General features: G+C 71.5%; 12 protein-coding genes and 2 tRNA genes. 9 read left to right on the plus strand and 5 right to left on the minus strand.

Annotated elements, in window-relative coordinates; genetic code table 11:
- Nucleotides 1-15: 15 nt before the first annotated feature.
- The 3 genes from ABTY40_RS14335 (at nucleotide 16) to ABTY40_RS14345 (ending at nucleotide 1,996) form a co-directional block, all read left to right on the plus strand.
- Nucleotides 16-477, plus strand: a complete 462-nt coding sequence (locus ABTY40_RS14335; protein ID WP_352059777.1) for a molybdenum cofactor biosynthesis protein MoaE — start codon at nucleotides 16-18, stop codon at nucleotides 475-477.
- A 138-nt stretch (nucleotides 478-615) separates the two neighbouring features.
- Entirely contained in the window at nucleotides 616-846 is a 231-nt protein-coding gene (locus ABTY40_RS14340) for a hypothetical protein (RefSeq protein WP_352059778.1), read from the plus strand.
- Between the two features lie 61 nt (nucleotides 847-907).
- The gene (locus ABTY40_RS14345; protein WP_352059779.1) at nucleotides 908-1,996 is read left to right on the plus strand and encodes a YlbL family protein; all 1,089 of its coding nucleotides are present in this window, start codon (nucleotides 908-910) and stop codon (nucleotides 1,994-1,996) included.
- A gap of 83 nt (nucleotides 1,997-2,079) precedes the next feature.
- Here the strand turns inward: ABTY40_RS14345 and ABTY40_RS14350 are convergent, their stop codons facing one another.
- Nucleotides 2,080-2,631, minus strand: coding sequence for a PPA1309 family protein (locus ABTY40_RS14350; RefSeq protein ID WP_352059780.1), 552 nt, complete (start codon nucleotides 2,629-2,631; stop codon nucleotides 2,080-2,082).
- Nucleotides 2,632-2,766: 135 nt separating this feature from the next.
- Here ABTY40_RS14350 and ABTY40_RS14355 point away from each other — a divergent pair, with 135 nt between their 5' ends.
- The 4 genes from ABTY40_RS14355 (at nucleotide 2,767) to ABTY40_RS14370 (ending at nucleotide 8,110) form a co-directional block, all read left to right on the plus strand.
- A complete protein-coding gene (locus ABTY40_RS14355) occupies nucleotides 2,767-5,682 on the plus strand; it encodes a UPF0182 family membrane protein (protein WP_345287140.1) in 2,916 nt (971 codons plus the stop codon).
- A gap of 44 nt (nucleotides 5,683-5,726) precedes the next feature.
- Nucleotides 5,727-5,800 (plus strand) — tRNA-Met (locus ABTY40_RS14360).
- Between the two features lie 204 nt (nucleotides 5,801-6,004).
- Complete coding sequence (locus ABTY40_RS14365) at nucleotides 6,005-7,990, plus strand: tetratricopeptide repeat protein (protein WP_352059781.1); 1,986 nt, start codon at nucleotides 6,005-6,007, stop codon at nucleotides 7,988-7,990.
- Between the two features lie 46 nt (nucleotides 7,991-8,036).
- Nucleotides 8,037-8,110 (plus strand) — tRNA-Met (locus ABTY40_RS14370).
- A gap of 156 nt (nucleotides 8,111-8,266) precedes the next feature.
- Here the strand turns inward: ABTY40_RS14370 and ABTY40_RS14375 are convergent.
- Nucleotides 8,267-8,686: a Fur family transcriptional regulator gene (locus ABTY40_RS14375; protein WP_352059782.1), complete on the minus strand. Its 420-nt coding sequence runs from the start codon at nucleotides 8,684-8,686 to the stop codon at nucleotides 8,267-8,269.
- 166 nt (nucleotides 8,687-8,852) lie between these two features.
- On the opposite strand from ABTY40_RS14375, the gene ABTY40_RS14380 reads away from it, so the two are divergent.
- Nucleotides 8,853-10,304, plus strand: a complete 1,452-nt coding sequence (locus ABTY40_RS14380; RefSeq protein ID WP_352059783.1) for a catalase — start codon at nucleotides 8,853-8,855, stop codon at nucleotides 10,302-10,304.
- 106 nt (nucleotides 10,305-10,410) lie between these two features.
- Here ABTY40_RS14380 and ABTY40_RS14385 read toward each other — a convergent pair whose 3' ends face one another.
- Both ABTY40_RS14385 and hisN read right to left on the minus strand, forming a co-directional pair.
- Nucleotides 10,411-10,800: a CBS domain-containing protein gene (locus ABTY40_RS14385; RefSeq protein ID WP_309054201.1), complete on the minus strand. Its 390-nt coding sequence runs from the start codon at nucleotides 10,798-10,800 to the stop codon at nucleotides 10,411-10,413.
- A 273-nt stretch (nucleotides 10,801-11,073) separates the two neighbouring features.
- Nucleotides 11,074-11,883, minus strand: a complete 810-nt coding sequence (gene hisN / locus ABTY40_RS14390) for a histidinol-phosphatase (RefSeq protein WP_352059784.1) — start codon at nucleotides 11,881-11,883, stop codon at nucleotides 11,074-11,076.
- A gap of 101 nt (nucleotides 11,884-11,984) precedes the next feature.
- Here hisN and ABTY40_RS14395 point away from each other — a divergent pair, with 101 nt between their 5' ends.
- Nucleotides 11,985-12,623: a TetR/AcrR family transcriptional regulator gene (locus tag ABTY40_RS14395; protein ID WP_352059785.1), complete on the plus strand. Its 639-nt coding sequence runs from the start codon at nucleotides 11,985-11,987 to the stop codon at nucleotides 12,621-12,623.
- On the opposite strand, the gene ABTY40_RS14400 is transcribed toward ABTY40_RS14395, so the two are convergent.
- Entirely contained in the window at nucleotides 12,515-12,838 is a 324-nt protein-coding gene (locus ABTY40_RS14400) for a DMT family transporter (protein WP_309054198.1), read from the minus strand. The two genes, ABTY40_RS14395 and ABTY40_RS14400, sit on opposite strands and share 109 nt — an antisense overlap.
- Between the last annotated feature and the right edge of the window lie 43 nt (nucleotides 12,839-12,881).

Genomic DNA, 12,881 nt, shown 5'->3' on the forward strand with positions numbered 1-12,881 from the left:
GGCACCATGGGCACCATGGCTGACACGCACGACCACCCCGGCGAGCAGGCCGCCGCCGACCCGATCAAGCTCCTCGCGATCAGGGAGACGCCGCTCTCCGTCGACGAGGTCTTCCGGGCCGTCGGGGACGACGCCGCCGGCGGCACGACCCTCTTCGTCGGCACCGTGCGCAATCACGACGGGGGCGCCGACGTCGACGCCCTGGGGTACTCCTGCCACCCGACCGCCGAGGCGGAGCTGCGCCGCGTCGCGGAGAAGGTCGTCGCCGACCATCCGGTCCGCGCCCTGGCGGCCGTGCACCGCGTCGGTGACCTGCGGGTCGGCGACCTGGCGGTGGTAGTGGCCGTCTCCTGCCCGCACCGGGGGGACGCCTTCGAGGCCTGCCGCAAGCTGATCGACGACCTCAAGCACGAGGTGCCGATCTGGAAGCACCAGACGTTCTCGGACGGTACCGAGGAGTGGGTGGGGGCCTGCTGAGCCCGGGGCGTCCTGGCAAGAAGGCGCGCCGACAGGGTGTAGCCGGACGCCCGATTTGCGTAACCGGCCCCCAGGCACGAGCGTTGATGACACAGATGAATAATCTGTTGATCGACTCACTGGGGATGGGAGGCCGGAATGGCAGCGCTGGCCTGGTTGCTGATCCCGCTGTTCGCCGTCGTCGGCGCGGCGATATGGGGAAGCTGGGCATCGAGGAACAAGACCATAGGTGACGTCGCGGAACTCGCCGGCTATGCCCGTTTCCGGGACGCCATGGAGCGGTCCCACGCCACCCCCGCCGCCTCCGACTCCCCCTCCTCCACCACGACGTCCGCCGCGACCGCCGCCACCGGTTCGCCGTCCAGCTGACCCCGCCTCGGACGGACCGCCCCACGGGTGCACCCACAGGCGAGTCCCGTACTGTCGTTCCATGCCACGCCGCACCGCGACGATGCTCGCCTCCACCCTGGTTCTGATCTGCCTGCTCATCGCGGGCGTCCTGATCCCGGTGCCGTACGCGGAGATGAGCCCCGGCCCCACGGTCAACACCCTCGGAGAGGCCCGGGGCGAGCCCGTTCTGCGGATCTCGGGGCGGAAGACGTACCCCACCGACGGTCACCTCAACATGACGACGGTCCGGGTCACCAGCGCGGACTACAAGATGAACGCCGTCGAGGCCGTCTACGGCTGGCTGGCCCACGACAACGTGGTGGTGCCGCACGACACCCTCTACCCGAACGGGAAGACGGAGGAGGAGTCGAGCCAGGAGAACGCCGAGGAGTTCAGCCAGTCGCAGGAGAGCGCCAAGGTGGCGGCCCTCCGCGAGCTGGGCATCCCCTTCACCACGCGCGTGGTCGTGGCCACCGTCGTCAAGGGCTCCCCCTCCGAGGGCAAGCTGCACGCCGGTGACGTGATCAAGGCCGTCGACGGCACGCCGGTCACCGAGCCCGGTGACGTCGCGAAGCAGGTCACCAAGCGCAAGCCGGGCCAGGACGTCGAGTTCACCCTCGTCCCCGCCAAGGAGGCGGCCGAGGCGGAGAAGGCCGGCAAGGAGCCCACCGGGACCCGGAAGGTGGTCGTCAGGACCACCACCTCCGAGGAGGGCGACCGGGCGATCGTCGGCATCCAGGCCGGCACCGACCACGCCTTCCCCTTCACCATCGACATCAACCTGGCGGACGTCGGCGGGCCCAGCGCCGGTCTGATGTTCGCCCTCGGCATCGTCGACAAGCTGACCCCGGAGAGCCTCACCGGCGGCCGGTTCGTCGCCGGCACCGGCACCATCGACGACAAGGGCGAGGTGGGCCCGATCGGCGGCATCGAGATGAAGCTCGTCGGCGCGCGGAAGGCGGGCGCCACGTACTTCCTCACGCCGGCCGACAACTGCGAGTCCGCCGCCTCCGACACGCCCGAGGGGCTCACGCTCATCAAAGTGAGGACCATCGACGACGCCATGACCTCGCTGGCGAAGCTCCGGGCGGGCGACACCCGGTCCCTGCCGGGCTGCGCCAAGGGCTGACGCACCCGCCCCCGCGGGGGGACGGGACGCCGAGGGGCGCCCGGTCACGACGACCGGGCGCCCCTCGGCATGGACGTGGAAGGTCAGCCCTCGAAGGTGGCCGCCAGGGCCTCCGCCAGGCCCGGGACCAGGTCGGGGCCGGTCAGGACCTCGGTCGGGGAGTCCTTCTCGCGCAGCCGGATCGCCGCCTCGCGCGCCCCGTTCCGCAGCACGGCCACGGTCATCCGCACCTCCTGCCGGTCCGGGTGCGCGGCCACCCACGCGGCGAGCTGCTTCTCGCTCATGCCCTGCGGCACCTGGGCCTCCGCCGACGGGGGCAGCATCAGCCGCTCCACCGTGAGGGCGCAGCCGGCGACCGCGTCCGGCCAGGCGATGGTGCCGAGGAACTCGTCGAGGGCCTTCCCCCGGGGCAGCTTGTCCTGCTCGATCGGGGTGTAGGCGGTGGCGTCCTCGCCGAGCCCCAGCTGCGAGGCGAGGGCGGGCTCCTGGGCGCGCAGCCGCGCGGTGTCGACCAGGGCGAAGAGGCGGGCGGGCTGGTCCCAGCCGAGACCCGACGCGTATTCGTCGATCTCGAGAACCGCGCGGGTGAGGGGACTGGAGGCCATGGGCGGCCCGGAGGGGGAAACGTTGGACATGACCAATATCCTGCCTCCTCTTCCCCCGAAGACGGGAACTAGGTAAAGCCTCAGTAAGTTGCACCAGTGGGCTCTAGGATCGCGGGGCCTGCTTTCAGACGCATCAACATCGAGGGGCGCACGTTGGCTTTCCAGATGCCGGACCGCGGCGGAGGCCCGTCCGGGCCAAGGATGAGAGTCGGCCGGCCGTCCCGGCGGGCCCGGACCCTGCTCATGACACTCGGGGTGCTGGCCGTTCTGGCCATGGCGTTCGTGATGTTCGCCGGGTTCTGGACGGACTGGCTCTGGTACCGCTCGGTCGCTTACTCGTCCGTGTTCACCACCACCCTCTGGACCAAGATCGGCCTCTTCGCGGTCTTCGGTCTGCTGATGGCGTTCGCCGTCGGCCTCAACATCTGGCTGGCCCACCGGCTGCGGCCGCCGCTCAGCGCGATGTCGCTGGAGCAGCAGAGCCTCGACCGCTACCGGATGGGCATCGCCCCGTTCAAGAAGTGGGTGCTGCTCGCGGTCACCGCCCTGGTGGGCCTGATCGCCGGCGCCTCCGCCTCCGGCCAGTGGCGCACCTGGCTCATGTGGGTCAACGGGGTGAAGTTCGGTCAGAAGGATCCCCAGTTCGGTCTCGACGTGGCGTTCTACGCCTTCGACCTGCCCTGGTACCGCTTCCTGCTGGCCTTCGGCTTCGCCGCCACCATCCTGTCGCTGATCGCCGCCGCCCTCACGCACTACCTGTACGGCGGGCTGCGGATCACCAGCCCGGGCGCCCGGGCCACGGCCGCCGCCACCGGGCACCTCTCGGTGCTGCTCGGCGTCTTCGTCTCGCTCAAGGCCGTGGCGTACTGGCTCGACCGGTACGGCCTGGCGGTGAAGTCCAGCGACTTCAAGGCGACCGGCAACTGGACGGGCCTGCGGTACGTCGACGCCAACGCCTACCTGCCGGCGAAGACGATCCTGTTCTGCATCGCCGCGATCTGCGCCGTGCTGTTCTTCGCGACGCTCTGGCGCCGCACCTGGCAGCTGCCGGTCATCGGCTTCGGCCTGATGGTGCTCTCCGCGGTCCTGATCGGCGGCCTCTACCCGGCGATCGTGCAGAAGTTCCAGGTCCAGCCGAACGAGCAGGCCAAGGAAGCGCCGTACATCCAGAAGAACATCGACGCGACCCGCAAGGCGTACGCGATCGACGGGGCGAAGCCGGAGAACTACTCGGGCAAGTCGACGGTCAAGGCGAAGGACCGCCTGCGCGCCGACTCGCAGACCGCGGCCAGCTACCGCCTGCTCGACCCGAACATCGTCTCGCCCACGTTCCAGCAGCTGGAGCAGAAGCGGAAGTACTACCAGTTCCCGATGACCCTGGACGTGGACCGCTACCAGGGCAAGGACACCGTGATCGGTCTGCGGGAGCTGAACATCCGCGGCATCCCGAAGCGGAACTGGATCAACGACCACTTCACCTACACCCACGGCTACGGCGCGATCATGGCCACGGGTACGCAGACCGACGCCAACGGCTCGCCGGTCTTCACCGAGTCCGGTCTGCCGACCACCGGTGAGCTGAAGACGTACGAGCAGCGGATCTACTACGGCGAGAAGACCGACCAGTACTCGATCGTGGGCGGCCCCCAGAAGGAGCTCGACTACGAGGAGAACGGCGAGAAGACCACCAGCTACAAGGAGAAGAGCGGCGTCAGCCTCTCCAGCGCCTTCAACCGCGCCGCGTACGCGGTGGCCTTCAGCGAGCCGCAGATCCTCTACTCGGGAGCCATCGGCGACGGTTCGCGGATCCTCTACAACCGCACGCCGAAGGAGCGCGTCGAGGCCGTCGCCCCCTGGCTGACCATCGACGGCGACGCCTACCCGGCGGTCGTCGGCGGCCGGATCCAGTGGATCGTCGACGCCTACACGACCACCAACGGCTACCCGTACGCCTCGCGCACCACGCTCGGCGACACGACGGCCGACTCGCTGACCGTCGGCAACCAGCAGCGCGCGGTCGTCGCCCAGCAGAACCAGGTCAACTACATCCGGAACTCGGTGAAGGCCACCGTCGACGCGTACGACGGCTCGGTCACCCTCTACCAGTGGGACACCCAGGACCCGGTCCTGAAGACCTGGATGAAGGCGTTCCCGGACACGGTCAAGCCCAAGTCCGAGATCAGCGGCCCCCTGATGGAGCACCTGCGCTACCCGCAGGACATGTTCAAGGTGCAGCGCGAGCTGCTGACCCGCTACCACGTCACCGACCCCGCGCAGTTCTACAGCGGTTCGGACGCCTGGCAGGTGCCGGACGACCCGACCAACAAGGAGGGCAACGCGGTCCCGCCGTACTACCTGAGCATGAAGATGCCCGGGGACACGGCGCAGCGCTTCTCGCTGACGACGACGTTCACGCCGAACGGGCGGCCCAACCTGGGCGGCTTCATGGCGGTCGACGCCGACGCCACCAGCAAGGAGTACGGCCGGATGAGACTCCTGCGGGTCACCGAGGACGTGCCGGGACCTGCCCAGGTGCAGAGCAAGCTGAACGGTCTGCCGTCCGTGGCCCAGTTCGTCCGGGACATGCGGGGCGCCGACTCCGACATCCAGTACGGCAACCTGCTCACCGTGCCGCTCGACGGCGGATTCCTGTACGTGGAGCCGGTGTACGCGCAGGGCCGCAACGCGCTCTACCCGCTGCTGAAGAAGGTCGCGGTGTCCTACGTGGACGCGGACCAGCCGGGCGGTGACACCACGAAGGACGTCACCGTCTTCGAGGACAACCTCACCGCGGCGCTCAACGCGGTCTTCGGGGTGGAGGGGCCGAGCACGCCGACGCCCCCGCCGCCGGGCACCACGCCCCCGCCGCCGGCCTCGGCCGACGCCGAGCTGAAGCAGGCCATCGCCGACGCGCAGAAGGCGTACGACGCCGGCGAGGCGGCCCTGCAGAAGCAGGACTGGTCCGCGTACGGCAAGGCGCAGGAGGAGCTCCAGACGGCGCTCCAGCGGGCGGCCGAGGCGGGGGCGAAGCTCAAGCCGAGCGCCCCGGCCACCCCGCCCGCCGAGGGCTCCGGCGGCTGACCTGCGCATCTGCCCCCCGCGTCGTGATACTGTGGTTTCACCGACGCGGGGTGGAGCAGCTCGGTAGCTCGCTGGGCTCATAACCCAGAGGTCGCAGGTTCAAATCCTGTCCCCGCTACTCAGGACGAGGGCTCGGATCCATAAGGATCCGGGCCCTCGTCGCGTGTCGGGGTGGCGGTGGGGACGCGAAGGGCGGTACGGAGGGGGCGAGTTGGCGTGAGTCGTGTTTGACTTGTCTCTCTGTGGGCATGTCGACAAAACGCTGAGGTGACCTCACTGGCTGCGGTATACCAGGTGTGCGCGGGTTGTGGGTGGTGCGACGATGGTATTTATGGGGGACAGGGCAACTCTGTTGGAGACAGGGCGGTTTGTGCAGCGGCACGCCAGAAATGCCGCGGACGAGATCATCGAGGCAGTGAGGGCCGTCGACGCGGTCCCCGACGCCACCGCCGAGCCCCGGACCCCCACCCCCGACGCCGACCCCGACACCGAGCACGAGACGGAAGCCGAGACCGAGGCACGCCACCGGCGTGCGGCCGAGCGCGGTGACACCGCCTCCATGAGCGCCCTCGGCGCCCTGCTGCTGCGCCGCGGCGACCTCGACGGCGCCGAGCCGTACCTGCGCGCCGCCACCGCCGAAGGGGACCGGGCCGCCGCCAACAACCTCGGCGTCCTGCTGCACCAGCGCGGCTACCCCGACGAGGCCGCCGGCTGGTGGCGGGTCGCCGCCGTCGCCGGTTCCGCGCCCGCCGCCCACGCGCTCGGCCGCCACCACCGCGAACGCGGCGACGAGCCCGCCGCCGAGTACTGGCTGCGCCAGGCCGCCGAACAGGGCCACGCCCTCGGCGCGTACGCCCTCGCCGACCTCCTGGAGCACCGCAGCGACGTCGGCGCCGAGCGCTGGCTGCGCGCCGCCGCCGAGCAGGGCCACCGCGAAGCCGCCTACCGGCTCGCCCTCGCCCTGGAGCGGCGCGCCACGGCCGCCTCCCGGGGCCCGCACGAGAGCGCCTCGAGCACCCGGCTGCCCGGCGCCGCCGCCGTGTCCTCCGCCGCCGGCGCGGGCCCGGGCGGGGTGACCGGTCTCGTCGAGCCCGGTGACGAACTCGCCGAGGCGGAGCAGTGGTTCCGCCAGGCCGCCGCCCGCGGACACCGCCGGGCGGCGCTGCATCTCGGCGCGCTCCTGGAGAAGCGCGGCGAGCTCAAGGAGGCCGGCCGCTGGTACCTCAGCTCCGCCAAGGAGGGCGAGTCCCGGGCCGCCTGTGCCCTGGGCTTCCTGCTCCGCGACGCCGGTGACGAGGAGAGCGCGGCCGTCTGGTGGCTGCGCGCCGCCCAGGACGGCGACGGCAACGCGGCCAACGCGCTGGGCGCCCTGCACGCGGCCCGGGGCGAGCAGCAGACGGCCGAGCGCTGGTACCGGGCGGCGATGGACGCGGGTGACGTCAACGGGGCCTACAACCTGGGTCTGCTGTGCGCCGCCCAGGACCGGATCGCGCAGGCCGAGCAGTGGTACCGCCGGGCCGCCTACGCGGGCCACCGCGAAGCCGCCAACGCGCTCGCGGTCCTGCTGCTGCAGGCGGGCGACGCCAACGGCGCCGAGCCGTGGTTCTCCAAGGCCGCCGAGGCCGGCAGCGTGGACGCCGCCTTCAACCTGGGCATCCTCTACGCGGGCCGGGACGACGACGCCGCGGCCCTCGTCTGGTACGAGCGGGCCGCGGCCGCCGGCCACACCGAGGCCGCGCTCCAGGTCGGCATCGCCGCGCTGCGGGACGGCGACGAGCAGACCGCCGAGCGGCACCTCAGGTGCGCGGCCGGCGGGGGCAGCGCCGAGGCCGCCTTCCGGCTGGCGACGGTGCTCGACGCCCGGCGCCCCGAGCCCGGCCCCGCCGTGCTCGGCGCTCCCCGGGACGAGAAGTCCGAGTGCGAGGAGTGGTACGAGCGGGCCGCCGAGCAGGGGCACCGGCGCGCGCAGGTCCGGGTGGGCATGCTCGCCGCCGCGCGGGGGGACCTGGCGGAGGCCGCCCGCTGGTACCGGGAGGCCGCGGACGCCGGCAGCCGCAACGGCGCCTTCAACCTCGGGCTGCTGCTCGCCCGGGAGGGGAACGAGCGGGAGGCGGCGCTCTGGTGGACCAGGGCCGCCCGGGCGGGTCACGGCCGGGCCGCGCTGCGGCTCGCCCTGCTCGCCGCGCGGCGCGGCGAGCTCACCGAGGGGCGCCGCTGGTGCGCCCGGGCGGTCGAGCTGGGCCCGGCCGAGGTGGCCGAGCGCGCGGCCCGGCTGAGCGAGGCGCTGCACGAGGAGCTCACCGCTTAACGGATTTGCGCTGGTCGAAGGGGTCCCGTAAGGTGGTGTTCACCGACGCGGGGTGGAGCAGCTCGGTAGCTCGCTGGGCTCATAACCCAGAGGTCGCAGGTTCAAATCCTGTCCCCGCTACTCAGTAGCGACGAAGGCCCGGATCCTCAGGATCCGGGCCTTCGTCGTGCGTCGGGGGTGCTGAGGACGGGCGGGACATGAAACGGGCGGGGCATGAAGGAAGCCCCCGCCGGAGCGGGGGCTTCCTCGGATCATCGCGGTGGGATCACCGACGGGTCACGCGGTCGACGCGCAGCCCGGGCAGATGCCCCGATAGGTGACCTCCACGTCGGAGATCGTGAAACCGAAGCGCTCGGAGGCCGGCAGGTCCGCCAGCGGGTCGCCCGCCGGGTGGACGTCACGGATCGCGCCGCAGCGGCCGCAGACCAGGTGCTGGTGCGGTCGGTGGGCGTTCGGGTCGTACCGCTTGGCGCGGCCGTCCGTCGCGACTTCCATAACTTCGCCGAGCGAGACCATCTCGCCCAGGGTGTTGTAGACGGTCGCCCGGGAGATCTCGGGCAGCCTCGTCACGGCACGTGCGTGGACCTCGTCGGCGGTCAGATGCACGTGATCACCGTCCAGGACCTCGGCCACGACGCGGCGCTGCGCTGTCATGCGCCAGCCGCGTCCGCGCAGTCGTTCCAACAGGTCACTCATGCGCACCAGCCTAACAGTCGGGGGACTCCGTCCCGAACGGGTGTGACTTTGGAAGTTCACTTGACTTAGACATTGTCTATCGTAGGATCGATCCTGGCATCGGCCAAGGGTTTCGTCCACGGCCCGGCCGACGACAGGACACGCAGGAATGACGCAGGAGGCGCACGTGACCCAGGGACCGCTCACCACCGAGGCAGGCGCGCCGGTCGCCGACAACCAGAACAGCGAGACGGCGGGCGTCGGCGGTCCGGTCCTCGTCCAGGACCAGCTGCTGCTCGAGAAGCTCGCCCACTTCAACCGCGAGCGCATCCCGGAGCGCGTGGTGCACGCCCGCGGCGCCGGTGCCTACGGCACCTTCACCGTGACCGCGGACGTCACGAAGTACACCCGGGCGAAGTTCCTCTCCGAGGTGGGCAAGCAGACGGAGACCTTCCTGCGCTTCTCCACCGTCGCCGGCAACCTGGGCGCGGCGGACGCCGTCCGTGACCCGCGCGGCTTCGCCCTGAAGTTCTACACCGAAGAGGGCAACTACGACCTCGTCGGCAACAACACCCCGGTGTTCTTCATCAGGGACGCCATCAAGTTCCCCGACTTCATCCACACCCAGAAGCGCGACCCGTACACCGGCTCGCAGGAGGCGGACAACGTCTGGGACTTCTGGGGCCTCTCGCCGGAGTCGACCCACCAGGTGACCTGGCTCTTCGGCGACCGCGGCATCCCCGCCTCCTACCGCCACATGGACGGCTTCGGTTCCCACACCTTCCAGTGGAACAACGAGGCCGGCGAGGTCTTCTGGGTCAAGTACCACTTCAAGACCGACCAGGGCATCAAGAACCTCACCCAGGAAGAGGCCAACAAGCTCGCGGGCGAGGACCCCGACAGCCACCAGCGCGACCTGCGCGAGGCCATCGAGCGCGGCGACTTCCCGAGCTGGACCGTGCAGGTCCAGATCATGCCGGCGGCCGAGGCGGCGAACTACCGCTTCAACCCGTTCGACCTCACCAAGGTGTGGCCGCACGCGGACTACCCGCCGATCGAGATCGGCAAGCTGGAGCTCAACCGCAACCCGGAGAACATCTTCGCCGAGGTCGAGCAGAGCATCTTCAGTCCGGCCCATTTCGTGCCCGGCATCGGCCCGTCCCCGGACAAGATGCTCCAGGGCCGCCTCTTCGCCTACGGCGACGCCCACCGCTACCGCGTCGGCATCAACGCCGACCACCTGCCGGTGAACCGCCCGCACGCCACCGAGGCGCGCACCCACTCCCGTGACGGCTTCCTCTACGACGGCCGCCACAAGGGCACGAAGAACTACGAGCCCAACAGCTTCGGCGGCCCGCACCAGATCGACCGCCCGCTGTGGCAGCCGGTCCCGGTCACGGGCGTCACCGGCGACCAGCCGGCGCCGATCCACTCCGAGGACAACGACTTCGTGCAGGCGGGCAACCTCTACCGCCTGATGTCGGAGGACGAGAAGGGCCGTCTCGTCGACAACCTGGCGGGCTTCATCGCCAAGGTCTCGCGGGACGACATCGCCGAGCGGGCCATCAACAACTTCCGCCAGGCGGACGGTGACTTCGGCAAGCGGCTGGAGGCCGCGGTCCAGGCCCTGCGTGGCTGAGGGCGCTTGCCGTAGATAAGAGAGCGGGCCGGACTTCCGTACGGGAGCCCGGCCCGTTCTCGTGTTCAGGACTCCCGGCACGGCCCGCGCGCCCGGCGAGCCGGGCTCATCCGGCGACGCTGTGCAGCGGGATCCAGCAGCGGATGATGTCGCGGACGGAGACGATCCCGACGGGCCCCTGGTGGTCGAGGACCACCAGATGACGGAAGCCGCCGCGGGTCATCGCCTCGGCCGCCTCCTCCAGGGTCCAGGTCGGCGCGGCGAAGACGACGTCGTGGGTGGTGTGGGATCCGGCGGTCTCGCGGTCGGGATCCTGGTCCCTGGCCAGCGAGTTGAGGATGTCGCGCTCGGTGAGGATGCCGAGCCCGTGGGCGTCGCCGTCCAGGACGACGGCCGCGCCGACGCGGCGGGCCGCCATCAGCCGGGCCGCCTGGCGGAGGGTGTGGGTGGGGCCGAGGGTGAGGACGATCGTGCTCATGGCGTCACGGACGAGCATGGATGGAACCACCTCCTTGGTGAACCGTTCAACGAGAACTCCGGCACCCGAGGCGCCTGATGAACAGCGCACAAGTTCACAAGTGGGGGAGTCCTCAGAGTCGCACCGGGGGAGGGACCCGACAAGAGGGCGTGCGAGGCGTCCCTGGGGAGCGCCGAGGGCGCTCGGCCCCCGGACGCCCCGCCGGGCGCCCATGGGTCGGCCCTGTCGACGGCCCGTCGACGCCCCGCCGGCGGTCGCGCCCGGCCCCCGGGCGTCCGCCGGCCGGGACGCTCAGTCCTGGACGTTCCGCTGGTTGAGGTAGCTCAGCAGCTCGCCGTGGAGCAGGCCGTTGGACGCCGCCGCGTTCCCGCTGTGCGGGCCGTGGCGCCCGTCGAGACCGGTGTACGTGCCGCCGGCCTCCTGCACCACGATCGCGACCGCCGCCATGTCCCACAGCGACAGCTCCGGCTCGGCGCAGATGTCCACGGAGCCCTCGGCGACCATCATGTACGGCCAGAAGTCGCCGTACGCCCGGGTCCGCCAGCACGCGCGCGTGAGGTCCAGGAAACCGTCCAGCCGGCCCCGCTCCTCCCAGCCGCTCAGCGAGGAGTACGCGAACGAGGCGTCCGCCAGGGACGACACCTTCGACACCTGGATCCGGCTCGCCGAGGCCAGGCTGCGGCCCGTGTAGGCGCCGAGCCCCTTCGCCGCCCACCAGCGGCGGCCCAGGGCCGGGGCGGAGACCACGCCCACGACCGGCTGGAAGCCGGTCTCCCCGGCCTCCATCAGCGCGATCAGGGTCGCCCAGACGGGGACCCCGCGCACGTAGTTCTTCGTGCCGTCGATCGGGTCGATCACCCAGCGGCGCGGGCCCGAGCCCTCCACGCCGTACTCCTCGCCCAGGATCGCGTCCCGTGGCCGGGCGCGCTGCAACTGGCCCCGGATCAGCTCCTCCGCGGCCTTGTCGGCCTCGCTCACCGGGGTCATGTCCGGCTTGGTGTCGACCTTCAGGTCGAGTGCCTGGAAGCGGTCCATGGTGGCCGCGTCGGCGGCGTCCGCCAGGACGTGGGCGAGGCGCAGGTCATCGTGGTAGTCGGCCATGGCGGCACTCTATCCCCGCCGGGGAACGACCCCCCGACGGCCCTTGACAGCGCGTGGCCGCCTGCCGACGCTGAGTACCGCACCGTACGACGGAGGCGCCCATGCCGACTGCCCGCGAGGCCCTGCTCGACGCCGCGCTCACCGCGCTCGCGCACCGGCCCTGGTCCGCCGTGCGCATGGTGGACCTCGCCACCGCGGCCCGGGTCTCCCGCCAGACCCTCTACAACGAGTTCGGCAGCAAGGAGGGGCTCGCCCGCGCCCTCGCCCGCCGGGAGGCCGACGCCTTCCTGAACGGCGCCCGCCGGCTCCTCGCCACCCCCGCCCCGCCCGAGCGCAACCTCGTCGCCCTCGCCGAGTGGACCGTCGCCCGGGCCGCCGACCGCCCGATACTGCGGGCGCTGCTCACCGGAGCCTGGCAGGACGGGCTGCCGCGGCCCCGCCCCGCGCGCCCGGGCGCCCGGCCCGCTCCCGTTCCCGCGCAGCGGCGCGCCGACGCCGGGCTGCCCGCGCCGGGCGAACTGGTCGCCGCCACCGCCGCCTGCGCGGGGGAGCGCTGGGCGGCGGGGTGCGAGATCGCCGTACGGCTCGCGCTCAGCCATGTCGTCGCGCCGGCCCTGCCGGGCGCGGGCGGTCAGTGCGTGGAGCCGGACAGCTGGAGGCCGATGACGCCCACGATCACCAGCGTGATCGAGACGATCTTGAGCGTGGAGACCAGATCGCCGAGGAAGACCATGCCGTAGATCGCCGTCCCGGCCGCCCCGATGCCCGTCCACACCGCGTAGGCGGGCCCCACGTCCAGCTTCCGCAGCGCCAGCGTCAACAGGCCGAAGCTGCCGAGGGCGAAGGCCGCGAAGGCGACCGTCGGCCAGAGCCGGGTGAATCCGTGCGAGAGCTTCAGGCACACCGCGAAGCCCGTCTCCAGCAGGCCGGCGACCACCACCAGCAGCCACGCCATCGTCAGTGCCTCCCACGCCGTCGGTGACCGCTTCGTCCGATTG

The organism is Streptomyces sp. NPDC126503, assembly GCF_040302405.1.
GTDB lineage: Bacteria > Actinomycetota > Actinomycetes > Streptomycetales > Streptomycetaceae > Streptomyces > Streptomyces gulbargensis.

Excerpts from the sequence above, each read along its gene's own strand:
- ABTY40_RS14385 (WP_309054201.1), bottom strand. The coding sequence starts at position 10,800 with ATGCTCGTCCGTGACGCCATGAGCACGATCGTCCTCACCCTCGGCCCC.
- hisN (WP_352059784.1), bottom strand. The coding sequence starts at position 11,883 with ATGGCCGACTACCACGATGACCTGCGCCTCGCCCACGTCCTGGCGGAC.
- ABTY40_RS14365 (WP_352059781.1), top strand. The coding sequence starts at position 6,005 with ATGGTATTTATGGGGGACAGGGCAACTCTGTTGGAGACAGGGCGGTTT.
- ABTY40_RS14340 (WP_352059778.1), top strand. The coding sequence starts at position 616 with ATGGCAGCGCTGGCCTGGTTGCTGATCCCGCTGTTCGCCGTCGTCGGC.
- ABTY40_RS14400 (WP_309054198.1), bottom strand. The coding sequence starts at position 12,838 with ATGGCGTGGCTGCTGGTGGTGGTCGCCGGCCTGCTGGAGACGGGCTTC.
- ABTY40_RS14375 (WP_352059782.1), bottom strand. The coding sequence starts at position 8,686 with ATGAGTGACCTGTTGGAACGACTGCGCGGACGCGGCTGGCGCATGACA.
- ABTY40_RS14345 (WP_352059779.1), top strand. The coding sequence starts at position 908 with ATGCCACGCCGCACCGCGACGATGCTCGCCTCCACCCTGGTTCTGATC.
- ABTY40_RS14350 (WP_352059780.1), bottom strand. The coding sequence starts at position 2,631 with ATGTCCAACGTTTCCCCCTCCGGGCCGCCCATGGCCTCCAGTCCCCTC.
- ABTY40_RS14335 (WP_352059777.1), top strand. The coding sequence starts at position 16 with ATGGCTGACACGCACGACCACCCCGGCGAGCAGGCCGCCGCCGACCCG.
- ABTY40_RS14395 (WP_352059785.1), top strand. The coding sequence starts at position 11,985 with ATGCCGACTGCCCGCGAGGCCCTGCTCGACGCCGCGCTCACCGCGCTC.
- ABTY40_RS14355 (WP_345287140.1), top strand. The coding sequence starts at position 2,767 with ATGCCGGACCGCGGCGGAGGCCCGTCCGGGCCAAGGATGAGAGTCGGC.